A 21,767-nucleotide genomic window follows, 5' to 3' on the forward strand; every position below is an offset into this window, starting at 1 on the left:
AAGTAACGCACGACCTTTAACTTGAATTGAGTGGAATATTTGGGCTTCATGATTTATCCCCATTATGTCGTTTTACAGTCCAACATTATGGGTTCAGTCCACGATGGAACATCCATGTTCCAGCGCCACCTTTCGCCCGCGTCCTGCGGGCTATCTTGGCATACTCGCTCAGCTCAGCGCTGCGGAATGCCAGCCCCGGTGCGGCCCCAGCCAGCTCATCAGCTTCAGTGCGACTTGTCAGGGCACATTGTCTGAGGCTATGACGCCTCTACTGCCCCCTCAGGGTTATCCGCAGCGCTGAGACTTTTACGTTGGGCCAGGAGCCCCACGCGGGGAGGCGTGGGGCAGTTCGCGGCCGACCATGGACGGTCACCCACGAACGGTCCGTCCGGCACGACGTGGAAGTCGAAGGTACCGCTTTAGCGGCGCGAGGACGGCCCAGAGGGGGCAGTAGTGGCGGCAGAGCCCGCACTGAAAAGACAGGCCACTTATCAATGAGCAACCAGAGTTCTTAACTGACGAGCATTACGCAATTTATTGCGCGCCTTTAAGCAGCGGAATAACTTCCTGTTGGTGCGATAAATCGCGCCGTCACGGTCGGGGGCAAGGGGCGGGCCTGAAGGTTGCGCACGACGATATCTGGCATCCTTTAACAGACCGATATTTTCCTTCCTCAAATCCGACAATACCGTTACACTCCTCCTTAATTCCTGCGCATTTCTTCTTGATTGTCATACTCTTTTGCAATTCCTCACGCATTTCTTCTCTTTCTCTCCATGATTGCCTGATCTTTGTCTTTTATGCTTTCAGGGCTTTACTCAGCCTCTGAGTAGTTGACGTTTGGCGTCGTATGCTTGTTTCCGAAGACGCGACACACCTTGTCGTCATGAAACTGAATAGTAAGGACAATATTATGCGTAAACTCACTTCCCTGTTCCTGGCTACTACAATGGCTCTTGGTGCTGCCAACATCGTCCACGCTGCTGCGGACAACCTCACACCACCGCCAGCGGGTAGCGAAAAGCCGATGCACAAGCCGCCGATGCGCCATCACGGCATGGAGATGATGTTTAAAGGCCTTAATCTGACTGACGCGCAGAAAGCCCAGATCAAAACCATCATGCGTGACAGCCATAAAGATATGAAACGTCCGTCGCTGGAAGAGCGCCGTGCGAACCACAGCATCATTGCTTCCGATACCTTCGATAAGGCGAAAGCAGAAGCGCAGGCCGAGAAAATGACCGCCAACGCAAAAGATCGTGCGCTGAAGATGATGGAAACTCAGAACAAGATTTACAACGTGCTGACGCCTGAGCAGAAAAAACAGTACAACGCTAATTTTGAGAAACGTCTGACAGAGAAAGGCCCGCATGACGGTAAAATGCCGCCACCGCCGGCTGATGGTGAATAAGCCGTTTAGCTAATCGGTTTGAGACCGCCGACGTTGTCCACTGCATCTGATGCTTTGGGCAGCGTCGGCGGTTTTGTTTTTAAAGCTCGATAAGCGGGAAGACGCCAGAGAGCAGGGGACGGCAGAGAATTTTATATCCGTCATGGTCGAAGCCATGACGCGCGCGCTGTAGTTGACGCGCTTCAGCCTCTGTTGTGACTGAACCCAGCCAGAACCAATGATCAATCACGTGGATCTGCGTCATCTCTGTACCGACTTCCACCATGCCAACGGGACCTTGCCACGGCCAACACACCACGCGCATCTGCTCTAGCGCCGCATGCAAACGTTGCTGATGATCCTCAACCGATTCGTTGCCACAACAGGCTCCGGCACAGCGCTTTAGTGCGGCGCGGAAACAGCCTCGTCCTGGACTCAAGCGCTCTAATCCTAATAACCCATGGCACAACCGCTGTTCATCGGCGATGGATTTAAGCTTTTCCAGCGCGGCAAAACGACTGCGGAACAGACCGTAAAGATTGGGTGAGCAGGAGAAATCGAGATCTTTTGCGTAAACCACCTGCGGCGCGCCAGCGTCAAGTTGCAGTGAACAGAGCTGACGATTCTTACGCAGGCGTTTATTGAACAGCGGCTGCTGTGTTTTGATCATTTGCGCTTCAAGCAGCTGTGCGCCCAAATCGCCGGCGGTGGGTATCCAAGTGACGCGTCGCGCCTGGCGCAACATGCTGGCTTCATCGGGCGTACGAAAATGCGCCATCACGCGACTGCGCAGGTTGACGCTTTTACCGATATACAAAGGTAAGTTTTCGCTGTCACCGTGAAAGGTGTACACCCCAGGCTGATTGGGTAATCCTTCCAGCCATTGGCGAAGATGTTCGGGATATTGATAAATGGCCGCCGCATCAAAATCGAGGCGGTGGCTGGCAGCACGTCTGACCAAAGCTCACTCCGATTACTGGTTGTTCGTCCAGTATATCAGGCAGGTGCTTATTTCGCCAACGCGTGGCTGAAGAGGGCGTTTCCCGCCGGTATCGCGGGAAACGCTAAGAGATTACTTCTTCCAGAAATCGTCAAACACAGTGATCGGTGGGCGACGTTTGTGTTCGGTTTTCAGATACCAGCCTTCGATGGTTTTCGCAGCGGCGGCATCAATGGTTTTACCTTCCAGATAGGCATCAATCTGCTGGTAAGTGACGCCAAGCGCCACTTCATCCTGCAAGCCAGGGCGATCATCTTCCAGGTCAGCCGTTGGGTGCTTCAGGTAAAGATGTTCCGGGCAGCCCAGAGTTTTCAGCAACTGTTTGCCCTGACCTTTGTGCAGACGGAAGATTGGGTTAATGTCACTGCCGCCATCACCGTATTTGGTGAAGAAACCGGTAATGGCTTCTGCCGCGTGGTCGGTACCGACGACAGCCCCTTTGGTCATCCCAGCGATGCTGTACTGCGCTTTCATACGCTCACGGGCTTTCTCGTTGCCGCGCACAAAATCAGAGACCACGATGCCCGCTTCTTTCAGCGCACGTTCACTGGCCAGAATCGCCTCTTTGATATTCACCACCAGCGTGCGGTCTGGCTGGATAAATGCCAGCGCATCCTGACAATCCTGTTCATCAGCCTGCACACCGTACGGCAGGCGTACCGCAATAAAGGTGTAATCGTTGTCGCCGGTTTCTTCACGCAGTTCGCGAATTGCGGTTTGTGACAAGATGCCGGTGAGCGTAGAGTCCTGGCCGCCACTGATACCCAGCACCAGAGTTTTTAAAAAGGGATTGGCTTTCAGGTAGGACTTCAGAAAATCAACGCTTACGCGGATTTCCTGCTGTGCATCGATAACGGGTTTTACACCAAGGGCTTCAATGATTTCCTGCTGCAGTGACATGAACCTCTCCTCAAGTCTGTAGCCTGACGGCACAATGCGAATCATTTGTTAAAGCTAACCCCTCTGCTGGCAAACAACAAGCCGCGAGGCTTGCTGTCGCACTTATTTGCAGGATTTTCAGGCGCTTTTAGGCTTTTTCGCCAATACGATGAACATCAAAATTGCCAGCATGAAGCAGCCAAAAATAGTACCCGTCATGCTGACTACCGAGGTGCCGCCCAGTCCGGTGACGGGCACGCTGATTGCGCCCAGCGTAAACATGGTGACACCAATGACCGCTGAGGCACTGCCTGCGCGATGTCCCTGGCTCTGCATCGCCAGGGATGACGCGGTGGTGGCAATCACACCGTTGCTGGCGATGGTAAAGAACAGCGCAACCAAAATCACCGGCAGGGCAGCGTGGGTCAGTCCCGCCAGCAACAGACAGCTTGAGGCGACGAATGCCAATGCTAGTCCCCCTTTCAACACGCGATACTCACCCCACAGCGGGCACAATCGGGCACTGGTTTGTGATGCAATAATCAGACCGATGCCGTTAGCAGCGAAGCAAAAACTGAACGCCTGCGGTGATAAACCATAAATCTGTTGCAGTACAAATGGCGATGCGCCGATGTAAGCAAACATCCCTGACATCATGAAACCTTGCGTCAGGCAGAAGCCCATAAAGGGACGATGGGTGACAACCTGGCCCAGCGCGGCCCATGCGGAAAAGATCGAGCCCTGGCTACGACGTTCAGCGGGCAAGGTTTCGTGTAGCTTCCAGCGCGCGAGGAAAATCAGTAACACCGCAATACAGCCCAACACCACGAAAATGCCGCGCCAGTTCAGCACCGTCATCAGTACGCCACCAAGCACCGGTGCACCAATCGGTGCCAGGCCGTTAACTAACATCAACAGCGCGAAGAATCGCGTTAATTCATGGCCGCTGTACATATCGCGCGCGATGGCTCTCGACAGGACTGCGCCGCCCGCGCCCGCTAAGCCTTCAAACAGGCGAGCGACCAGCAGTGAATGAATATCTTTAGCCAGTGCGCAGCCAATCGAGGCAATAAACAGCAGCACCAGCGATAACAGCAACGGTTTAATACGACCGAATTTGTCGCTCATGGGACCAAACAGCAGTTGGCCTGCGCCCAGACCTAGCAGACCGGCGGTTAAACTCAGCTGTGCTGTGGCGGTTTCGGTGTGCAGGTCGCGAGCCAGTTCTGGTAGTGCGGGTAAATACAGGTCGATACATAACGGCCCGAGTGCCGCCAGCAAGCCGAGCGTAATGGCGTAAACCAGCCGATTGGAGTGTGCAGGTGTCATTGATCCTCTGTTTTCTTTCTGTCTTAAGATTTTTTTGCCGGAGGATTATACGAAGCGGGAGGCCGCAACACAGCAACTTTACGAAAAACTAACGCTTCAGAATGGGCTGAAAGCGAAGCCAGTGATTTGATAAATCTGGATTTATGTTCCAGGATTAGTGTGACATGGACAAAGTATGAGGAATATAAAGATGAATAAAGTGCTGGGATGTATCGCTACTGCGTTAACGCTGGTAGCCCTGTCTGGTTGTACGACTTATGACAAAGCCGAAAGCTATGTGACTAAGCCGGTGGTGAAGGATGTGAAAAAAGGCATGACCCGCGACCAGGTTCGCCAGATTGCTGGACCGCCGTCGACTGAAATTACCATGGTGCATGCCCGTGGTACTTGCCAGACTTATGTTATCGGTGAGCGTGATGGTAAACAACAAACCTACTTCGTGAGTTACAACGATGTGGGTCGCGTCATGAACTACGGTTTCCAGAGCTGCAAAGATTACGATACTGACCCGCAAGCCGCACAGTAAGCGTGACAGATTAACGAAGCGGCCCGTCTAAGACGGGCCGTTTTTCGTTGGGCTTAGAGTCCGTAGGGACGCGGCACCTCGACATAATTACCACCGACTTCGCGCTGGTAATAGTGGCCTTCCTGCACATAGTAGCGCTTACCGTTGAAATCCAGCACCCGCATACCGCCTGATGGTGGCGCTTCAGGCGCTTGCACCACGACGTAGGTGTCACCCTGACGTTGATAGTAATTGCCATTCAGCATGTAATAGGTCAGGCCGCCGATCAGCACCGCAGTTGCCGCTTCAGGTAAGAAGCGCAGCGGGCCGGGGCCACCCCAACGTGGACCGCCACCCCAATGTGGACCTGGACCTGGTCCCCATCCGTAAGGGTGGGCAAAACTAATGGCTGGTGTTAATAAGGTTAACGCCAGCACCGAGGCGATAACGTTTTTCATCGGTGTTTCTCCTGCTATGACTGATAGCAGAATTAGCCTTTGCACGCTAAAACTCAAGTGAAAAATGGCTGATTTTTCGTCTGTTTACCATGCTTAACACTTTCCTGACGCTGGCACCACGATTAGGCTGAATTGCGGAGCTGAAGCCAAAAAAAACGGCAGGCTTTGCGGCCTGCCGTTGTCTGGCTGTGGAAGATTAGCGGTGCGCCAGTTCGGCGTGTTCGTCGCTTTCCAGTACTTTTTTATCGGTCAAACCGAGCCAGCGGCTGGTCAAAGAACCGGCCGTCATCGAACCATTGACGTTCAAGGCGGTACGGCCCATATCAATTAACGGTTCGATGGAGATCAACAGGGCGACTAACGTCACTGGCAGACCCATCGCAGGCAAGACAATCAGTGCCGCGAAGGTGGCACCACCACCCACGCCAGCCACACCGGCAGAGCTGAGAGTGACGATACCGACCAGGGTGGCAATCCACATCGGATCAAATGGATTGATGCCCACGGTTGGCGCGACCATCACCGCCAACATGGTCGGATAGAGACCAGCACAGCCGTTCTGACCGATAGTGGCACCAAACGAGGCAGAGAAGCTGGCAATCGATTCTGGCACACCCAGGCGGCGCGTCTGCGTCTCCACATTCAACGGAATGCTGGCCGCGCTGGAACGGCTGGTGAAGGCGAAGGTAATCACTGGCCACACTTTGCGGAAGAAACGCATTGGGTTAATGCCATTAACTGACAGCAGCAGGGCATGCACCCCGAACATGATGGCCAGACCAAGGTAAGAAGCCACCACGAAACCACCCAGTTTGATGATGTCTTGCAGGTTAGAGCCCGCTACCACTTTGGTCATCAACGCCAGCACGCCGTAAGGGGTGAGCTTCATGATCAAACGCACCAGCTTCATCACCCAGGATTGCAGGGTATCGATAGCTACCAGCACACGCTCGCCTTTGACTTTGTCATCTTTCAACAACTGCAAAGCCGCGACACCAAGGAAGGCGGCGAAAATCACCACGCTGATGATTGAGGTTGGGTTAGCACCCGCCATGTCCGCAAACGGATTTTTCGGGATAAAGGAGAGCAGTAACTGCGGCGTACTCAAATCAGCCACTTTGCCGACATAGTTGCTCTGAATCGCGCTCAGACGGGCGGTTTCCTGGGCACCTTGCACTAAACCTTCCGCGCTCAGGCCAAACAGTCCGGTGACCAGCACGCCTACCAAGGCGGAGATGGCGGTGGTAAACAGCAGCACACCAATGGTCAGTACGCTGATTTTGCCCAGTGAAGAAGCATTATGCAGACGCGCAACGGCACTGAGGATAGAGGCAAACACTAAAGGCATGACGATCATCTGCAGCAACTGCACATAGCCATTACCGACAATATTGAACCAGCTAATCGAGTCCTTCACGACCGGGCTGTTCTCACCATAAATGGTTTGCAGCGCCAAACCGAAAAACACGCCAAACACCAGACCGGTGAGTACGCGCTTCGACAAACTCCAGCTTTGGTTGCCAATGCGATTGAGAACAATCAGCAGCGCGACAAAGGCCACGATATTAAGAATGAGGGGAAAATCCATGCTCGACTCCAGAGATGAGCCGCGCAGCGTCATGAGCTGGCGCGGAAAATAGTCAATTCCCGTCAGGGAATGTCAGGAATGTTACCAGTTCATGAAAGTGCAGGCTTATATCCAAAAAGAATGGCTTATAACTAAATCTCGCAATTTGTATGCTTATTGCTCTTTCTGTCCGTTTATTACCCGACCCACTCCATTTTGTAGCGTATTGAACAGTTGTTCTGGCCAGCCGTTAGCACCAAAAGAGGGCGTGCCGGGCGGGAACCACAGTGCATAACCCACCAATGCCAGGCACAACGCACGCTCTAGTTGATTGCCTTTCTGGCTATTCAGCAAAGGTAGGCGAAAGCGCCAGCGGCAGGGCCACAGCAGCGGGACGCCAGCGGGGGTAAGCATATCGGCGATGATATGGCTGAGATAACCCAGCGTCATGCCCTGCAACACATCTGCGGGTAAAAACCAGTCGGCGGGAACATTAATCTGGAACAGCCACAAGCTGACCGCGACCGCCAGCAAGCTGTGCGTAAAGCCGCGATGGCCGAAGGCGCGCGCAATCGGATGGGATATCCATCTTAAACGCTGGCCCAGCACGGATTTAGGATGATCGATATCAGGCAGCAGGCAAGTCAACAGCGCAGCAGGCACAAGATGCCACCAATCGGCGCTAGCCAAAACCGGCGTCAACTCCGCGCGCTTGGCAAAAATCGCGCTGGCAATGGCAAAAATGATATGGCCTTCGGCCGTCATGATGAAACCTGGCTGCAAAAACTGTCGATGCATCCAGTATAGGGATTTATCCAGTAAATGAGAATGGTGACGCTGTAACGAAGCGTTAATATTTTTCACTTCCCCCGCGTCATAATGACGCGGGAAAAGAACAGGTTAGCTTAGCGTGCTAACCATCCACCATCGACGGCCAACGTATATCCCTGAACATAGTCAGACGCGCTTGAGGCGAGAAACACGATCGGCCCCATCATGTCATCGGGGTTACCCCAACGGCCCGATGGAATACGTCCCAGGATCTCTTCATTACGCGATTCGTCGCTGCGCAGTTGCTCGGTGTTATTGGTTGCCATATAACCCGGTGCAATAGCGTTGACGTTGATGCCGTGTTTGGCCCACTCATTCGCCATCAGGCGGGTTAAGCCCATTACTGCGCTTTTCGATGCGGTATAAGAAGGTACGCGAATACCGCCCTGGAATGACAACATTGAGGCAATGTTAATGATCTTGCCGCCGTTACCCTGCGCAATAAACTGGCGGGCAACGTGCTGAGACAGGAAAAACAGGCTTTTGCTGTTGATGTTCATCACATCATCCCAGTCTTGCTCACTAAAATTGAGTGCATCTTCGCGGCGAATAATACCGGCATTGTTGACCAGGATATCAATGCGCCCGGCACAGGCAACGGCTTGCTCGACAATGTGCGGCACCCCTGTCGGCTTGGTGAGATCGGCCTGAATGGACCAGAAGCGCCGCCCCAACGCTGCGACTTTGGCTTGGGTATCAGCCGGACCTGCGCGGTTTACTCCAATGATATCGCAGCCTGCTTGCGCCAGACCCAATGCCATCCCCTGGCCTAAGCCAGTATTACAGCCGGTCACCAGCGCAACTTTGCCTTCGAGATTGAATGCGTTAAGGATCATTGTGCCTCCTGTTAGCGCAGCGCGCTGATACTGACGTGGTCCATATCATCAAACACCTGATTTTCACCGACCATGCCCCAGATAAAGGTATAGCGTTGGGTGCCGACACCGGCGTGGATAGACCAACTGGGTGAGATAACCGCTTGCTCGTTATGCACCAGTAAATGGCGCGTCTCTTGTGGTTGTCCCATCATATGAAACACGGCGCTGTCATCTGGCATATCAAAATAGAAGTACACTTCCATGCGGCGCTCATGGGTATGGCAGGGCATGGTATTCCACAGGTTACCATCATCAAGGCGGGTCAATCCCATGGTGAGCTGACAGGTGGGAAGGACGTCCGGCACGATGAATTTATTGATGGTGCGACGGTTCGAGGTGGCGGCATCGCCCAGTGTGGCTTTGACGGCATCCTCCAGCGTGATTTTCCTGTCGGGATAGCGCGTATGCGCCGGTGCACTGTTGTAGTAGAACTTTGCAGGATGGCGGGCATCGCTGCTGCGGAAGATGACGCGCTTCGTCCCTTGCCCCACATACAGGGCCTCCTGATGGCCGATCTCCCAGGTTTTACCATCAACGTCAATCAATCCCGGCCCGCCGACATTTATCACCCCTAATTCACGGCGTTCAAGAAAATAGCTGACGCCCAACTGCTTGCCGACTTCCTCTCCGATAGTCACCGACTGCTGCACCGGCATCACGCCACCGATAATGATGCGGTCAATATGGCTGTAGGTCAGTGTGTAGTTATCTGCCTCAAAGATCTTTTCGATCAAGAATTCGCGGCGCAGTCCCGCAGTATCGAGATTCTTTGCATGCTCACTGTGGATGCTTTGACGAACGTCCATCTCAGGCCTCTCAATGTTAAAGGAAGTGTCCCGAATCGGGTCTTTGGGCATCTTAGGCAGGATGGGATGGTAATTCAATAAAAATGAAACGTTGTTTTATTTATTTGTGTGGACGATCAAAAACGCACAATGCATGCATTTATTAAAGCGATGATTAACGTGCTATAGACAGGACAGACCCGTCCGAAGAGCAAAGCGTCCGGGCCAAGGATGGCCCGGCCGATCTGCAGGGATGCGTGTTGTCTTTGCGATCGGACGGGTCTGTCCTGGCTTGAGCGCCTGAACGTACAGCGACCGAACCGATGGCATTAGTTAAACAGATGCTCAGCCCGCAGCTCTGTCAAATCCGCCAGCTTCACATTCGCCAGCGCCCAACGTGCATCGTCACGATGCGATTCCGCTGGCACCACGATGGAACGCATGCGTGCAGCTTTAGTGGCGATCATGCCATTAAACGAATCTTCCAGCGTCACGCAGTTCAACGGATCAACACCCAACTTAGCGGCAGCATCCAGATACACCTGAGGATGTGGCTTGCTATAAGGAAGGGCTTCCGCCGACGCAATAGCATCGAAATAGTGACGCAGATCGAACATCTCCAGCACACGCTCTAACATAAACAGAGGAGACGCAGAGGCGAGGGCGATTTTTAATCCCTGCTGTTGGCAAAGTTGCAGAGCCTGCTCCACACCCGGCAACAGTGGTCGTGTCTCCTCAACTAAGCCCAGCGCACGCGCAATAATCCGCTGCGTCACTTCGGCTTGATCTGGCCCATTCCACGGCAGCGCTTCAAACCACATGCGCACGGTCTGATCAATACGCAGACCTAAGGTATCCGGCAGTTCGTGGCGGCGGGAGATATCCACACCCAGACTGGAAAAAATATCCAGCTCGGCCTGATCCCATAACGGCTCTGAATCGATCAGCAATCCGTCCATATCAAAAATAGCGGCCACGACAGGGCGACGATAAGACATACAACAGCTCCGTTTAAAAATTTGTCATACCTTAACATGGCAGGCCTGGAAAACCGACTCACGGCAGGTTACGCATTTTTCAGGAAAAAATGCATCAGTGCAGGTAGACTTAGGGCAAAACTACTGTATGTGAAGGAAACACCATGACTTATCAACAGGCTGGCCGCATCGCCATCCTTAAGCGAGTGGCCGGCTGGGTCATTTTCATTCCAGCGCTGCTATCGACCATCATCTCAATCCTCGGCTTCATGTTTAAACACAGTGAAAAGCAGCCTGGCATTGATGCCGTCATGCTCGATTTTGTCCACGTCATGGTGGATATGGTCAAGTTCAACACGCCGTTTTTAAACGTATTTTGGCAAAACTCTCCGGTGCCTGAATTCAACGGCGGTGCCAACATCGGCTTCTGGATCATCTACATCCTGATCTTTGTCGGGATTGCGTTGCAGGCGTCTGGTGCACGGATGTGGCGTCAATCTCGCCATATTAAAGAAGGGATAGAGGATCAAATGATTCTGGAGCAAGCGAAAGGTTCGGAAGGGCGGACTCGCGCGCAGCTGGAAGAAAAAATCCATGTGCCGCGCCACACCATCCTGCTACAGATATTCCCGCTCTATATCCTGCCCATCGTCATTGTGATTGCCGGATACTTTGTACTCAAGCTGTTAGGCATGCTTTAAGCGGTCAGGCCGGTTTGGCCTGACGCTGTCCTGACACATCTTCTTCCAGCAACTGGTCAATGGCGAATTGCGCTTCATTTGCCCAGTTGCCAGCAAACACATTGGCACGGTTCAACAGATAATACAGTTGGTAAACCGGCTGACGCTGTGAAAAACCTTCCGCCAGCGGCCACACGGCGTGGTAACCCTCGTAAATCTGCCGAGGCAAATCGGCGTAATAGCTCAGCATTGCTAAATCACATTCGCGATCTCCCCAATAACAGGCCGGATCAAACAACCATGGCCCGCTGCTGCTGCCTGCACAGTTAGCAGGCCACAAATCACCGTGTAACAAAGAGGGCTGAGGATGATGGTTAGCCAGGGCGCGCTGCACACAATCAACAATCAACTCTGTATTGCCGTACTGCACCCCTTTTTCAGCCGCGAGTTGTAACTGCCATCCAATACGTTGTTCAGCGAAGAACACGGACCAGCGCCGTAGCCAACTGTTGGGTTGCGGTGATGTGGTGATGTTATTGTCGTAGTCGAGGCCAAACTGCGGCTGCTCACTCCATTGGTGCAGATGCGCTAATTGTTGACCGAGTTGGAAGGCACTGTGCTCATTGAGAGGGTCGGGATGAATATACTCCAGCAGCAGAAAACTGCTGTCGCGATCGCTGCCTACGCCATACACCTTGGGTACGCGAACGGTCTGGGTACGCGCGAGCAAATCAAGTTGATCGGCTTCCCAACTGAACAGGGTGAGCATATCGCGGGTATTACACTTAACGAACACCTCCAATTCACCATAACGAATACGCCAGGCAGGATGGACATCTCCACCGAGTAACTCGTGACGTTCAGTGATTTCGGCACTGCCGACATGTTCGCTTAACAGACGACTAACGGCTGACCACATTGGGTAATCCTCTTTATTCGCTGCGTAAGTGTGATTGTAACGCGCAAAACTTCAGCAAAACCAGTGGTGCTGCCTAATTTTTGCACGCTTCAGGATTGCGCCTTCAAAAAAGCGTTCAGAGTGGTGACCACCACTTCCGGTTTACGATGCAAAGCCACTTCAGCTAACCCGATTGTTTGCTCGATGACATCCTGCTGTTCCAGTGCACTTATCAGGCCATAACTATTTGTACCCAACTCATGTGCGTGGCCGTTCTCATCGTGCAACGTGGTGCTATAACCGCCATTTACCATGACACTGTTCAGGGACTGCAAATCACTTAAGCTCGCATCCAGATAGTTTAGCGTGACAACGTAACGTTTAAGGTCATGGTCGCTCATCTTTCACCTCATTGTAATGGAACAAATTTCAGCGTAGACCAGCGCAACGGATAGAGCGAATTCTGCTCAATTCTGACCGGGAAGGGGCGTAAATCTGTGTCAGCAGGGTTCGGAAAATTCTTGTAGCAATTAAGCTGCTATTTCGCTAATTGCCTCTTATAATGCGCGCCGGAAATGGGAAAGGTCTCATTCCACGGGCGGTTTCCACACGAAACCTGGCTTTTCTGGCGCTTTCATATTTTTTTACAAAACTTACCGTAAATTGCATTGATTGGCCGGGAAAACTCTTCAGACTCATCATTTTTTAAACTGTCGTACGGGTCACATTTAATGAAAGCCTTTAATAAGCTGTCCGCTGTTTTATTGCTCTCTGCTGGAGCATTTTGTCACCAGGCATTTGCAGATAACACCGTATTCACCTCCATGGATGACCCTTCAACGGCGAAAAAACCGTTTGAAGGCAGCGCGTCAGCGGGATATCTGGCTCAGACCGGTAACACCACCAGCTCAGCGCTGAGTGCTGCGACCAACATGACCTGGTATCAGACCAACACCGCTTACAGTCTTTGGGGTAATGCTGCGAACAACTCCTCAAATGATGAGCGTTCGTCAGAGACTTACAGCCTCGGTGGCCGTACCCGTTACAACCTCAACAGCGCTGACTACCTGTTCGGTCAGGCAAGCTGGTTGAGCGATCGTTTCAACGGTTATGATTCACGTGACGTACTGACTGCAGGTTATGGTCGCCAGATCCTGAACGGCCCAGTGCACTCACTGCGTGCTGAATTCGGTCCGGGTGTGCGTTATGACGATTTCCACGCGGGTGGTCATGAAACCAAAGCGCTGGGTTATGGCGCGGTCAGCTATCAGTGGCAGCTGACGGACACCACCAAGTTCATTCAGGGTGTCTCCGTTCTGAGCAGCTTCGGAGATGACACCACCGTCAACTCTGAAACCGGCCTGCAAGTGGCAATCAATGCCCACTTCGCTTTGAAGCTGGCATACAACGTGACCTGGAACAACAATCCGCCGGAATCTGCGCCGGATCGTACCGACACCAAAACCACGATTCAGCTCTCCTACGCGATGTAAGCGAGATCGGATTGAACAACCGCTACCCGGTCTGTGCCGCGTAGCGGTTTTTTTTTATCTCTCTTTGGCTTAGCGCATTTTTGATGGGTTTTGCTGGCGAGTGAAAGCTGCTATTATCTCCGGCGCTTTACACTCCTGGCGTCATTCCGACAACGTGGGTCTGACATTACGCCGGGCTACTCAAACGAAACTGAATCTTGCATGTAGGCTTTCGTGTGGCTTACCACTGCAATAAGGATATGAAATGCCAGTAATTACTCTTCCTGATGGCAGCCAGCGCGTTTTTGACCGTCCGGTCAGCGTGATGGATATCGCTCTGGATATCGGTCCGGGTTTGGCGAAAGCCTGTATTGCCGGCCGCGTAAATGGCGAATTGGTGGATGCGGTTGATCCGATCACCGAAGATGCTCAGGTGGCAATTATCACCGCCAAAGATGAAGCTGGTCTGGAAATTATTCGTCACTCTTGCGCGCACCTGTTAGGTCATGCAATCAAGCAGCTGTGGCCGAATACCAAAATGGCGATTGGTCCGGTGATCGATAACGGCTTCTATTATGATGTCGATCTCGAACACACCCTGACGCAGGAAGATCTTGAGCTGCTGGAAAAGCGCATGCACCAGCTGGCTGAGACAAATTACGATGTCGTGAAGAAAAAGGTGAGCTGGCAGGAAGCACGTGATGTGTTTGCTGAGCGTGGCGAAAGCTACAAAACCACCATTCTTGATGAAAACATCAGTCACGATGATCAACCTGGTTTGTATCATCATGAAGAATACATCGACATGTGCCGCGGTCCGCACGTGCCGAATATGCGTTTCTGCCATCACTTCAAACTGCAGAAAATTTCCGGTGCTTACTGGCGCGGCAACAGCGATAACAAAATGCTGCAGCGTATTTACGGTACAGCGTGGGGCGATAAGAAGCAGCTGGCTGCCTATCTGCAGCGTCTGGAAGAAGCGGCGAAGCGCGATCACCGTAAAATCGGTAAGCAGCTTGACCTGTATCATATGCAGGAAGAAGCGCCAGGCATGGTGTTCTGGCACAACGACGGCTGGACTATCTTCCGTGAACTGGAAGTGTTTGTCCGTACCAAGCTGAAAGAGTACGACTACCAGGAAGTGAAAGGTCCGTTCATGATGGACCGCGTGCTGTGGGAAAAAACCGGCCACTGGGAAAACTACAAAGAGGCGATGTTCACCACTTCTTCTGAGAACCGTGAATATTGCATCAAGCCGATGAACTGCCCAGGACACGTGCAGATCTTTAATCAGGGTCTGAAATCTTACCGTGACCTGCCGCTGCGCATGGCAGAGTTTGGTAGCTGTCACCGTAACGAACCATCAGGTGCCTTACACGGCCTGATGCGTGTTCGTGGCTTTACCCAGGATGATGCTCACGTCTTCTGTACCGAAGATCAGGTACGTGATGAAGTGAACAGCTGTATCCGCATGGTGTACGACATGTACAGCACCTTCGGTTTTGAAAAAATCGTGGTGAAATTGTCTACCCGTCCGGAAAAACGCATCGGTACCGACGAAATGTGGGACCGTGCGGAAGTCGATTTAGCAGAAGCGCTGAAGGAAAACGAAATTCCGTTTGAATATCAGCCAGGAGAAGGCGCCTTCTACGGCCCGAAAATCGAGTTTACCCTGTACGATTGCCTCGACCGCGCATGGCAGTGTGGCACCGTTCAGCTAGACTTCTCCCTGCCAAAACGTCTGGACGCCACTTATGTGGGTGAAAACAACGATCGCCAGACACCGGTAATGATCCACCGTGCAATTCTGGGGTCCATGGAGCGCTTTATTGGCATCCTGACCGAAGAGTTCGCAGGATTCTTCCCGACCTGGCTGGCACCCGTGCAGGCTGTAGTGATGAATATCACCGACAGCCAGGCAGATTATGTCAGCGAATTGACAAAGAAATTGCAGAAAGCAGGCATTCGTGTCAAAGCAGACTTGAGAAACGAGAAGATAGGCTTTAAAATCCGCGAGCACACATTACGTCGCGTCCCTTATATGCTGGTTTGCGGTGAGAAAGAGGTGGAAGCAGGCAAAGTTGCTGTTCGCACCCGCCGTGGTAAAGACCTCGGGAGCATGGACGTAGATGTGTTTGTTGAGAAGCTGCAACAAGAGATTCGCAGCCGACATCTTCACCAATTAGAGGAATAAGGTTATTAAAGGCGGAAAACGAGTACAACCGACGCGTCCGAACCGTATCAACGGCGAAATCCGTGCTACCGAAGTGCGCTTAACTGGCGTAGACGGCGAGCAACTTGGCATCGTTTCATTGCGTGAAGCAATTGAGAAAGCCGAAGAAGCTGGCGTAGATTTAGTTGAAATCAGCCCGAACGCCGAACCGCCGGTTTGCCGTATTATGGATTACGGCAAGTTCCTTTATGAAAAGAGTAAGTCTTCTAAGGAGCAGAAGAAGAAGCAGAAAGTTATCCAGGTTAAGGAAATTAAATTCCGTCCTGGTACCGATGATGGCGACTATCAGGTCAAACTACGCAACCTGATTCGCTTTCTGGAAGAGGGCGATAAAGCCAAAATCACGCTGCGTTTCCGCGGTCGTGAGATGGCGCACCAGCAGATCGGTATGGAAGTGCTTAACCGCGTCCGTAAAGACCTGTGTGATGATTTAGATCTGGCGATTGTCGAATCCTTCCCTTCGAAGATCGAAGGTCGTCAGATGATCATGGTGCTCGCACCGAAGAAGAAACAGTAGGCCTTCAAGTAATAAACCCGCGCAGCGTTTGCGCTGTGCGGAATTTTATTCGCCTGTCTGGTTCATTTTATTAACAATGCGAAGTGGATATTTGTAAAAATGCCAAAGATTAAAACTGTCCGTGGCGCGGCTAAGCGCTTCAAGAAGACCGCTTCTGGCGGCTTCAAGCGTAAGCACGCGAACCTGCGTCATATTCTGACTAAGAAGTCTACCAAGCGTAAACGTCACCTGCGTCCGAAAGGCATGGTGTCTAAAGGCGATCTGGGCCTGGTTGTTGCCTGCCTGCCATACGCATAAGTAAACTTTTTATAAATCTGCCCGAACACTTTGCGTATTGCAGGGAATAGGGCGTCACAGAATATGATATAGGAGAGCTCACATGGCTCGCGTAAAACGTGGTGTAATTGCTCGCGCACGTCACAAGAAAATCTTAAAACAAGCTAAAGGCTACTACGGTGCACGTTCACGTGTTTACCGCGTTGCTTTCCAGGCTGTTATCAAAGCTGGTCAGTATGCTTACCGTGACCGTCGTCAACGTAAGCGTCAGTTCCGTCAACTGTGGATCGCGCGTATCAACGCAGCGGCTCGTCAGAACGGTATCTCTTACAGCCGTTTCATCAATGGCCTGAAAAAAGCCTCTATTGAAATCGACCGTAAGATTCTGGCAGACATCGCAGTATTCGACAAAGTGACCTTCACGGCACTGGTTGAAAAAGCGAAATCAGCTCTGGCGTAAGTCAGGTGAAAAAGGGAGCTTGCTCCCTTTTTTATTGTCTGCAACTCACGCAAATGATTGACATTTTAACCGCTGGGCTTTTCAATAGTGCGGTTTCTATCAAGACAAGGTAACGCAAGCATGCACGCTGCTATTTTCCGTTTCTTTTTTTACTTTAGCACCTGAAAATCAGGGGCTTTTGCGCATAAGAAAAGAAACGAAAAATCGCGCTGAAAGCCTCCCCCGTGGAGGCTTTTTTGTTTCTGGCGACACTTAATCGGATCGCAGGATCCCAACAAGAACTGACCAGCCCGGCTGGAAGAAGAGGAAATCATGTCCCAACTCGCAGACCTGGTGGCCCGTGCCACGGCCGCTATCGACGAGGCGTCGGATATCGCCGCCCTGGACGCCGTGCGCGTCGAATTTCTGGGTAAAAAAGGGCACCTTACGCTGCAGATGACCACCCTGCGCGAACTGCCAGCAGAAGACCGTCCAGCGGCAGGCGCGGTGATCAACGAAGCCAAGCAGCAGGTGCAGGACCGTCTTAACGAGCGTAAAAACACGCTGGAAAGTGCTGAACTGAATGCGCGTCTTGCTGCAGAAACCATTGATGTTTCACTGCCGGGTCGTCGTATTGAGAACGGCGGCCTGCATCCGGTCACCCGCACTATCGACCGTATTGAAAACTTCTTTGGCGAGTTAGGCTTTGCGGTGGTAACCGGCCCGGAAATCGAAGATGACTACCACAACTTCGACGCCTTGAACATTCCTGGACATCACCCAGCGCGTGCCGACCATGACACCTTCTGGTTTGATGCCACGCGCCTGCTGCGTACTCAAACGTCGGGCGTGCAGATTCGCACCATGAAAAACCAACAACCGCCGATTCGCATTATTGCGCCAGGCCGCGTTTATCGTAACGATTACGATCAAACGCACACCCCAATGTTCCATCAGATGGAAGGTCTGATTGTTGATAAAGACATCAGCTTCACCAACCTGAAAGGCACGCTGCACGATTTCCTGAACAACTTCTTTGAAGAAGACCTGCAGATTCGCTTCCGTCCTTCTTACTTCCCGTTCACCGAACCCTCCGCTGAAGTGGATGTGATGGGTAAAAACGGCAAGTGGCTGGAAGTCTTGGGCTGCGGCATGGTGCATCCAAATGTTCTGCGCAATGTCGGCATTGACCCGGAGGTCTACTCTGGCTTTGCCTTCGGTATGGGTATGGAGCGTCTTACCATGCTGCGCTATGGCGTTAACGATCTGCGCGCCTTCTTCGAAAATGATTTACGTTTCCTCAAACAATTTAAATAAGGGCAGGTTATCCAATGAAATTCAGTGAACTCTGGTTACGCGAATGGGTAAATCCAGCCCTGGACAGCGCTGCGCTGTCTGAGCAAATCACCATGGCCGGCCTGGAAGTGGACGGTGTTGATCCGGTTGCCGGCGCGTTCCATGGCGTGGTGGTGGGTGAAGTGGTGGAGTGCGGCCAGCACCCGAACGCCGACAAACTGCGCGTCACCAAAATCAATGTAGGCGGCGATCGCCTGCTGGACATCGTCTGTGGCGCGCCAAACTGCCGTCAGGGTCTGAAAGTGGCAGTCGCCACCGTGGGCGCTGTGCTGCCAGGTGATTTCAAAATCAAAGCGGCAAAACTGCGCGGTGAGCCTTCAGAAGGCATGCTGTGCTCTTTCTCTGAGCTGGGAATTTCCGACGATCACAGTGGCATCATTGAGCTGCCAGCGGATGCACCAATCGGGACTGACATCCGTAGCTATCTGCAGTTGGATGACAACACCATCGAAATCAGCGTAACGCCAAACCGTGCAGATTGCCTCGGTATTATCGGTATCGCGCGCGACGTGGCGGTGGTTAACGGCTTGCCGTTGACGGAGCCCACTATTGAACCCGTTAACGCGACCATTTCTGACACCTTCCCCATTCGCGTAGATGCCACAGATGCTTGCCCACGTTATCTCGGCCGCGTAGTAAAAGGCATCAACGTGCAGGCGGCAACGCCACTGTGGATGCGTGAAAAACTGCGTCGCTGCGGTATTCGTTCAATCGACCCGGTTGTGGATATCACCAACTACGTTCTGTTGGAACTCGGCCAGCCTATGCACGCCTTTGACCTCGACCGCATTGATGGCGGCATCGTGGTGCGCATGGCGGAAGAGGGCGAAGTGCTGACGCTGTTGGATGGCACCGAAGCTAAACTCAGCAGCGACACGCTGGTGATTGCGGACCATCAGAAAGCGCTGGCGATGGGCGGTATTTTTGGTGGTGAGCACTCAGGTGTGAACGATCAGACCCAAAACGTGCTGTTCGAGTGCGCCTTCTTTGAACCGCTGGCGATCACCGGCCGTGCCCGTCGTCAGGGTCTGCATACCGATGCTTCACACCGTTACGAGCGTGGTGTCGATCCTGCGCTGCAGTTCAAAGCGATTGAACGCGCGACTCAGCTGCTGCTGGACATCTGTGGCGGTGAAGCGGGTCCAGTTATCGATCAAACTGACGCCAGCAAATTGCCTGAGCGTGCCACCATCACGCTGCGTCGTGAAAAGCTGGACCGCCTGATTGGTCACGTGAGTGCCGATGAGCAGGTCACAGACATTCTGACGCGTCTGGGTTGTGAAGTGACCGTGGGCAACGGCGAGTGGAAAGCTGTCGCACCAAGCTGGCGCTTCGACATGGCTATTGAGGAAGACTTGGTTGAGGAAGTGGCGCGTGTCTACGGCTACAACAACATTCCTGATGTGCCGGTGAAAGCCAACCTGATCATGACACAGCATCGCGAAGCGGATTTATCCCTGAAACGTGCGCGCAGCCTGCTGGTGGATAAAGGCTATCAGGAAGCCATCACTTACAGCTTCGTTGATCCGAAAGTGCAGCAGCTGCTGCATCCCGGTGAAGAAGCGCTGATTCTGCCAAGCCCGATTTCCAGCGATATGTCCGCGATGCGTTTGTCACTGTGGACCGGTCTGCTAGGGGCTGTGGTGTACAACCAGAACCGTCAGCAAGGCCGTGTACGCCTGTTTGAAAGCGGTTTGCGCTTTGTTCCTGATACTCAGGCCGATCTCGGTATTCGCCAGGATCTTATGCTGGCGGGCGTACTGAGCGGTAATCGCTACGAAGAGCATTGGGATCTGGCGCGTCAGGCGGTTGACTTCTATGATTTAAAAGGCGATTTAGAATCGCTGCTGGATTTGACCGGTAAACTTGATGAGATTTCTTTCCGTGCAGAGGCCAATCCGGCGCTGCATCCAGGACAGAGCGCTGCAATTTATTTACGTGGCGAACGAATCGGATTTATCGGGGTGGTTCATCCGGAGCTGGAACGTAAGCTGGATCTCAACGGCCGCACCTTAGTGTTTGAACTGCTTTGGAATAAGGTCGCAGACCGCGTCCTGCCTGACGCGCGCGAGATTTCACGCTTCCCAGCAAACCGTCGTGATATCGCTGTGGTAGTGGCTGAAAACGTGCCCGCAGCAGATATCATCGCGGAGTGTAAGAAAGTTGGCGTAAATCAGGTAGTTGGCGTAAACTTGTTTGACGTGTACCGTGGTAAGGGCGTAAACGAGGGCGAAAAGAGCCTTGCGATTAGCCTGATTTTGCAGGATACCAGCCGGACACTCGAAGAAGAGGAGATTGCCGCGACCGTTGCCAAATGCGTTGCGGCATTAAAAGAGCGATTCCAGGCAACCTTGAGGGATTGAACCTATGGCGCTTACAAAAGCTGAAATGTCAGAGTACCTGTTTGAAAAACTCGGGTTGAGCAAACGCGATGCCAAAGAGTTGGTTGAGCTCTTCTTTGAAGAAGTTCGCCGTGCGTTAGAAAACGGAGAACAGGTTAAACTGTCCGGATTTGGTAACTTTGATCTGCGTGACAAAAACCAACGTCCAGGCCGTAACCCGAAGACGGGAGAAGATATTCCAATCACTGCCCGCCGGGTGGTGACATTCCGTCCGGGGCAGAAGTTGAAAAGTCGCGTCGAGAACGCGACACCGAAGGACGCTGACTAATTTCAGTATGACAAAAAGGCCGCTTAGCGGCCTTTTTTATTGGCTGAAAAACAGGCGATCTACGCAATCTTTCCATATTGTCAGGATTTCGTAAGTATCCGGAAAATAGGATGAAAATCGGCACTCGCCGATAGTGACTGTCTCATTTCATTTGTTATAACAGCGCCATCACATTACAAGAGGTTTTCGCTGATGAAAAAGACAGCACTTTTATTAAGCATCCTGTTAGGAATGCCGCTGCTGGCCAGTGCCAATGTTTCTGTCAACATCAACACCCCAGGGGTATCGATTCATATCGGTGACCAGGATAAACGTGGCTACTACTGGGATGGCTATGACTGGCGTGCGCCTACGTGGTGGAAACAGCATCATAACCAACGTGTTGGTATGAAAGGTCCACACGGTTACTGGAACGGTAACGGCTGGCAGTCACAGCACCCGGGCAACGCACCGCGTCATGACAACAAACCGCAGCCTCGCCAGCAGCACAACGACCCGCGTGATAATCACAACCAGCATGATGATCACGGTCAACCGATTCCTCCGCGTCATTAAGTCTCCTCAGCGGCACCTTCAGGTGCCGCTTTCTTTTTGCCACAATCCCACTACAATCAAATCTCTGTTTTC

General features: G+C 52.5%; 24 protein-coding genes and 1 other annotated feature. Of the genes, 13 read left to right on the forward strand and 11 right to left on the reverse strand.

Annotated features, from left to right (window positions below; translation table 11 throughout):
- Positions 1 to 913: 913 nt before the first annotated feature.
- The gene (spy, locus tag ACPUC8_RS22565) at positions 914 to 1,411 is read left to right on the forward strand and encodes an ATP-independent periplasmic protein-refolding chaperone Spy (RefSeq protein ID WP_039335930.1); all 498 of its coding nucleotides are present in this window, start codon (positions 914 to 916) and stop codon (positions 1,409 to 1,411) included.
- A gap of 79 nt (positions 1,412 to 1,490) precedes the next feature.
- Here spy and cho read toward each other — a convergent pair whose 3' ends face one another.
- The 3 genes from cho to ACPUC8_RS22580 all read right to left on the reverse strand — a co-directional run bounded on the left by cho (position 1,491) and on the right by ACPUC8_RS22580 (position 4,598).
- On the reverse strand, positions 1,491 to 2,351 hold the full coding sequence (gene cho, locus ACPUC8_RS22570; protein WP_494927394.1) for an excinuclease Cho: 861 nt from the start codon (positions 2,349 to 2,351) through the stop codon (positions 1,491 to 1,493).
- A 111-nt stretch (positions 2,352 to 2,462) separates the two neighbouring features.
- Complete coding sequence (gene nadE, locus ACPUC8_RS22575) at positions 2,463 to 3,290, reverse strand: NAD(+) synthase (RefSeq protein WP_494927395.1); 828 nt, start codon at positions 3,288 to 3,290, stop codon at positions 2,463 to 2,465.
- 117 nt (positions 3,291 to 3,407) lie between these two features.
- A complete protein-coding gene (locus ACPUC8_RS22580) occupies positions 3,408 to 4,598 on the reverse strand; it encodes a multidrug effflux MFS transporter (protein ID WP_039335924.1) in 1,191 nt (396 codons plus the stop codon).
- Between the two features lie 190 nt (positions 4,599 to 4,788).
- On the opposite strand from ACPUC8_RS22580, the gene osmE reads away from it, so the two are divergent.
- Positions 4,789 to 5,124, forward strand: coding sequence for an osmotically-inducible lipoprotein OsmE (osmE, locus tag ACPUC8_RS22585; RefSeq protein WP_039335923.1), 336 nt, complete (start codon positions 4,789 to 4,791; stop codon positions 5,122 to 5,124).
- A 53-nt stretch (positions 5,125 to 5,177) separates the two neighbouring features.
- On the opposite strand, the gene ACPUC8_RS22590 is transcribed toward osmE, so the two are convergent.
- The 6 genes from ACPUC8_RS22590 to hxpB form a co-directional block, all read right to left on the reverse strand.
- Positions 5,178 to 5,561: a DUF6515 family protein gene (locus ACPUC8_RS22590; protein WP_039335921.1), complete on the reverse strand. Its 384-nt coding sequence runs from the start codon at positions 5,559 to 5,561 to the stop codon at positions 5,178 to 5,180.
- Between the two features lie 196 nt (positions 5,562 to 5,757).
- Positions 5,758 to 7,149: an L-cystine transporter gene (locus ACPUC8_RS22595; RefSeq protein WP_039335919.1), complete on the reverse strand. Its 1,392-nt coding sequence runs from the start codon at positions 7,147 to 7,149 to the stop codon at positions 5,758 to 5,760.
- Positions 7,150 to 7,302: 153 nt separating this feature from the next.
- Entirely contained in the window at positions 7,303 to 7,893 is a 591-nt protein-coding gene (locus tag ACPUC8_RS22600; protein WP_039335932.1) for a metal-dependent hydrolase, read from the reverse strand.
- Between the two features lie 140 nt (positions 7,894 to 8,033).
- On the reverse strand, positions 8,034 to 8,795 hold the full coding sequence (kduD, locus tag ACPUC8_RS22605) for a 2-dehydro-3-deoxy-D-gluconate 5-dehydrogenase KduD (protein WP_039335917.1): 762 nt from the start codon (positions 8,793 to 8,795) through the stop codon (positions 8,034 to 8,036).
- A gap of 11 nt (positions 8,796 to 8,806) precedes the next feature.
- Positions 8,807 to 9,643, reverse strand: a complete 837-nt coding sequence (gene kduI, locus ACPUC8_RS22610) for a 5-dehydro-4-deoxy-D-glucuronate isomerase (protein WP_039335914.1) — start codon at positions 9,641 to 9,643, stop codon at positions 8,807 to 8,809.
- A gap of 308 nt (positions 9,644 to 9,951) precedes the next feature.
- Positions 9,952 to 10,620, reverse strand: a complete 669-nt coding sequence (gene hxpB, locus ACPUC8_RS22615; protein WP_039335911.1) for a hexitol phosphatase HxpB — start codon at positions 10,618 to 10,620, stop codon at positions 9,952 to 9,954.
- 143 nt (positions 10,621 to 10,763) lie between these two features.
- Here hxpB and ACPUC8_RS22620 point away from each other — a divergent pair, with 143 nt between their 5' ends.
- Complete coding sequence (locus ACPUC8_RS22620; RefSeq protein ID WP_494927396.1) at positions 10,764 to 11,300, forward strand: YniB family protein; 537 nt, start codon at positions 10,764 to 10,766, stop codon at positions 11,298 to 11,300.
- Positions 11,301 to 11,304: 4 nt separating this feature from the next.
- Here the strand turns inward: ACPUC8_RS22620 and ACPUC8_RS22625 are convergent, their stop codons facing one another.
- Positions 11,305 to 12,198, reverse strand: coding sequence for a fructosamine kinase family protein (locus ACPUC8_RS22625; protein ID WP_494927397.1), 894 nt, complete (start codon positions 12,196 to 12,198; stop codon positions 11,305 to 11,307).
- A gap of 89 nt (positions 12,199 to 12,287) precedes the next feature.
- The gene (gene ghoS / locus ACPUC8_RS22630; protein WP_494927398.1) at positions 12,288 to 12,578 is read right to left on the reverse strand and encodes a type V toxin-antitoxin system endoribonuclease antitoxin GhoS; all 291 of its coding nucleotides are present in this window, start codon (positions 12,576 to 12,578) and stop codon (positions 12,288 to 12,290) included.
- Between the two features lie 330 nt (positions 12,579 to 12,908).
- Between ghoS and ACPUC8_RS22635 the strand changes: the two genes are divergently transcribed.
- The 10 genes from ACPUC8_RS22635 (at position 12,909) to ACPUC8_RS22680 (ending at position 21,695) form a co-directional block, all read left to right on the forward strand.
- Positions 12,909 to 13,670 (forward strand): DUF481 domain-containing protein, encoded by a 762-nt coding sequence (locus ACPUC8_RS22635; RefSeq protein WP_039335729.1) that lies wholly within the window; start codon positions 12,909 to 12,911, stop codon positions 13,668 to 13,670.
- Between the two features lie 244 nt (positions 13,671 to 13,914).
- Positions 13,915 to 15,843 carry a threonine--tRNA ligase gene (thrS, locus tag ACPUC8_RS22640; protein ID WP_039335731.1) on the forward strand — a complete coding sequence of 643 codons (1,929 nt, stop codon included), beginning with the start codon at positions 13,915 to 13,917 and terminating at the stop codon, positions 15,841 to 15,843.
- Between the two features lie 4 nt (positions 15,844 to 15,847).
- Positions 15,848 to 16,399 (forward strand): translation initiation factor IF-3, encoded by a 552-nt coding sequence (gene infC / locus ACPUC8_RS22645; RefSeq protein ID WP_039335733.1) that lies wholly within the window; start codon positions 15,848 to 15,850, stop codon positions 16,397 to 16,399.
- A 99-nt stretch (positions 16,400 to 16,498) separates the two neighbouring features.
- A complete protein-coding gene (gene rpmI, locus ACPUC8_RS22650) occupies positions 16,499 to 16,696 on the forward strand; it encodes a 50S ribosomal protein L35 (protein ID WP_006118955.1) in 198 nt (65 codons plus the stop codon).
- Positions 16,697 to 16,778: 82 nt separating this feature from the next.
- Positions 16,779 to 17,135 carry a 50S ribosomal protein L20 gene (rplT, locus tag ACPUC8_RS22655; RefSeq protein WP_007892678.1) on the forward strand — a complete coding sequence of 119 codons (357 nt, stop codon included), beginning with the start codon at positions 16,779 to 16,781 and terminating at the stop codon, positions 17,133 to 17,135.
- 115 nt (positions 17,136 to 17,250) lie between these two features.
- Positions 17,251 to 17,376, forward strand: a sequence feature (Phe leader region).
- Positions 17,256 to 17,300, forward strand: coding sequence for a pheST operon leader peptide PheM (gene pheM, locus ACPUC8_RS22660; protein WP_123912837.1), 45 nt, complete (start codon positions 17,256 to 17,258; stop codon positions 17,298 to 17,300). It overlaps the preceding feature by 45 nt.
- Before the next feature lie 71 nt (positions 17,377 to 17,447).
- Positions 17,448 to 18,431, forward strand: a complete 984-nt coding sequence (gene pheS / locus ACPUC8_RS22665; protein ID WP_039335741.1) for a phenylalanine--tRNA ligase subunit alpha — start codon at positions 17,448 to 17,450, stop codon at positions 18,429 to 18,431.
- Positions 18,432 to 18,445: 14 nt separating this feature from the next.
- Positions 18,446 to 20,833 carry a phenylalanine--tRNA ligase subunit beta gene (gene pheT, locus ACPUC8_RS22670; RefSeq protein ID WP_494927399.1) on the forward strand — a complete coding sequence of 796 codons (2,388 nt, stop codon included), beginning with the start codon at positions 18,446 to 18,448 and terminating at the stop codon, positions 20,831 to 20,833.
- Between the two features lie 4 nt (positions 20,834 to 20,837).
- On the forward strand, positions 20,838 to 21,140 hold the full coding sequence (gene ihfA / locus ACPUC8_RS22675) for an integration host factor subunit alpha (RefSeq protein WP_007892687.1): 303 nt from the start codon (positions 20,838 to 20,840) through the stop codon (positions 21,138 to 21,140).
- A gap of 192 nt (positions 21,141 to 21,332) precedes the next feature.
- Complete coding sequence (locus ACPUC8_RS22680; protein WP_058973121.1) at positions 21,333 to 21,695, forward strand: DUF2502 domain-containing protein; 363 nt, start codon at positions 21,333 to 21,335, stop codon at positions 21,693 to 21,695.
- Positions 21,696 to 21,767 lie beyond the last annotated feature (72 nt).

It is taken from the genome of Pantoea sp. CFCC18177 (assembly GCF_059412425.1).

Excerpts from the sequence above, each read along its gene's own strand:
- spy (WP_039335930.1), top strand. The coding sequence starts at position 914 with ATGCGTAAACTCACTTCCCTGTTCCTGGCTACTACAATGGCTCTTGGT.
- nadE (WP_494927395.1), bottom strand. The coding sequence starts at position 3,290 with ATGTCACTGCAGCAGGAAATCATTGAAGCCCTTGGTGTAAAACCCGTT.
- ACPUC8_RS22580 (WP_039335924.1), bottom strand. The coding sequence starts at position 4,598 with ATGACACCTGCACACTCCAATCGGCTGGTTTACGCCATTACGCTCGGC.
- osmE (WP_039335923.1), top strand. The coding sequence starts at position 4,789 with ATGAATAAAGTGCTGGGATGTATCGCTACTGCGTTAACGCTGGTAGCC.
- ACPUC8_RS22590 (WP_039335921.1), bottom strand. The coding sequence starts at position 5,561 with ATGAAAAACGTTATCGCCTCGGTGCTGGCGTTAACCTTATTAACACCA.
- ACPUC8_RS22595 (WP_039335919.1), bottom strand. The coding sequence starts at position 7,149 with ATGGATTTTCCCCTCATTCTTAATATCGTGGCCTTTGTCGCGCTGCTG.
- ACPUC8_RS22600 (WP_039335932.1), bottom strand. The coding sequence starts at position 7,893 with ATGACGGCCGAAGGCCATATCATTTTTGCCATTGCCAGCGCGATTTTT.
- kduD (WP_039335917.1), bottom strand. The coding sequence starts at position 8,795 with ATGATCCTTAACGCATTCAATCTCGAAGGCAAAGTTGCGCTGGTGACC.
- kduI (WP_039335914.1), bottom strand. The coding sequence starts at position 9,643 with ATGGACGTTCGTCAAAGCATCCACAGTGAGCATGCAAAGAATCTCGAT.
- hxpB (WP_039335911.1), bottom strand. The coding sequence starts at position 10,620 with ATGTCTTATCGTCGCCCTGTCGTGGCCGCTATTTTTGATATGGACGGA.
- ACPUC8_RS22620 (WP_494927396.1), top strand. The coding sequence starts at position 10,764 with ATGACTTATCAACAGGCTGGCCGCATCGCCATCCTTAAGCGAGTGGCC.
- ACPUC8_RS22625 (WP_494927397.1), bottom strand. The coding sequence starts at position 12,198 with ATGTGGTCAGCCGTTAGTCGTCTGTTAAGCGAACATGTCGGCAGTGCC.
- ghoS (WP_494927398.1), bottom strand. The coding sequence starts at position 12,578 with ATGAGCGACCATGACCTTAAACGTTACGTTGTCACGCTAAACTATCTG.
- ACPUC8_RS22635 (WP_039335729.1), top strand. The coding sequence starts at position 12,909 with ATGAAAGCCTTTAATAAGCTGTCCGCTGTTTTATTGCTCTCTGCTGGA.
- thrS (WP_039335731.1), top strand. The coding sequence starts at position 13,915 with ATGCCAGTAATTACTCTTCCTGATGGCAGCCAGCGCGTTTTTGACCGT.
- rpmI (WP_006118955.1), top strand. The coding sequence starts at position 16,499 with ATGCCAAAGATTAAAACTGTCCGTGGCGCGGCTAAGCGCTTCAAGAAG.
- rplT (WP_007892678.1), top strand. The coding sequence starts at position 16,779 with ATGGCTCGCGTAAAACGTGGTGTAATTGCTCGCGCACGTCACAAGAAA.
- pheS (WP_039335741.1), top strand. The coding sequence starts at position 17,448 with ATGTCCCAACTCGCAGACCTGGTGGCCCGTGCCACGGCCGCTATCGAC.
- pheT (WP_494927399.1), top strand. The coding sequence starts at position 18,446 with ATGAAATTCAGTGAACTCTGGTTACGCGAATGGGTAAATCCAGCCCTG.
- ihfA (WP_007892687.1), top strand. The coding sequence starts at position 20,838 with ATGGCGCTTACAAAAGCTGAAATGTCAGAGTACCTGTTTGAAAAACTC.
- ACPUC8_RS22680 (WP_058973121.1), top strand. The coding sequence starts at position 21,333 with ATGAAAAAGACAGCACTTTTATTAAGCATCCTGTTAGGAATGCCGCTG.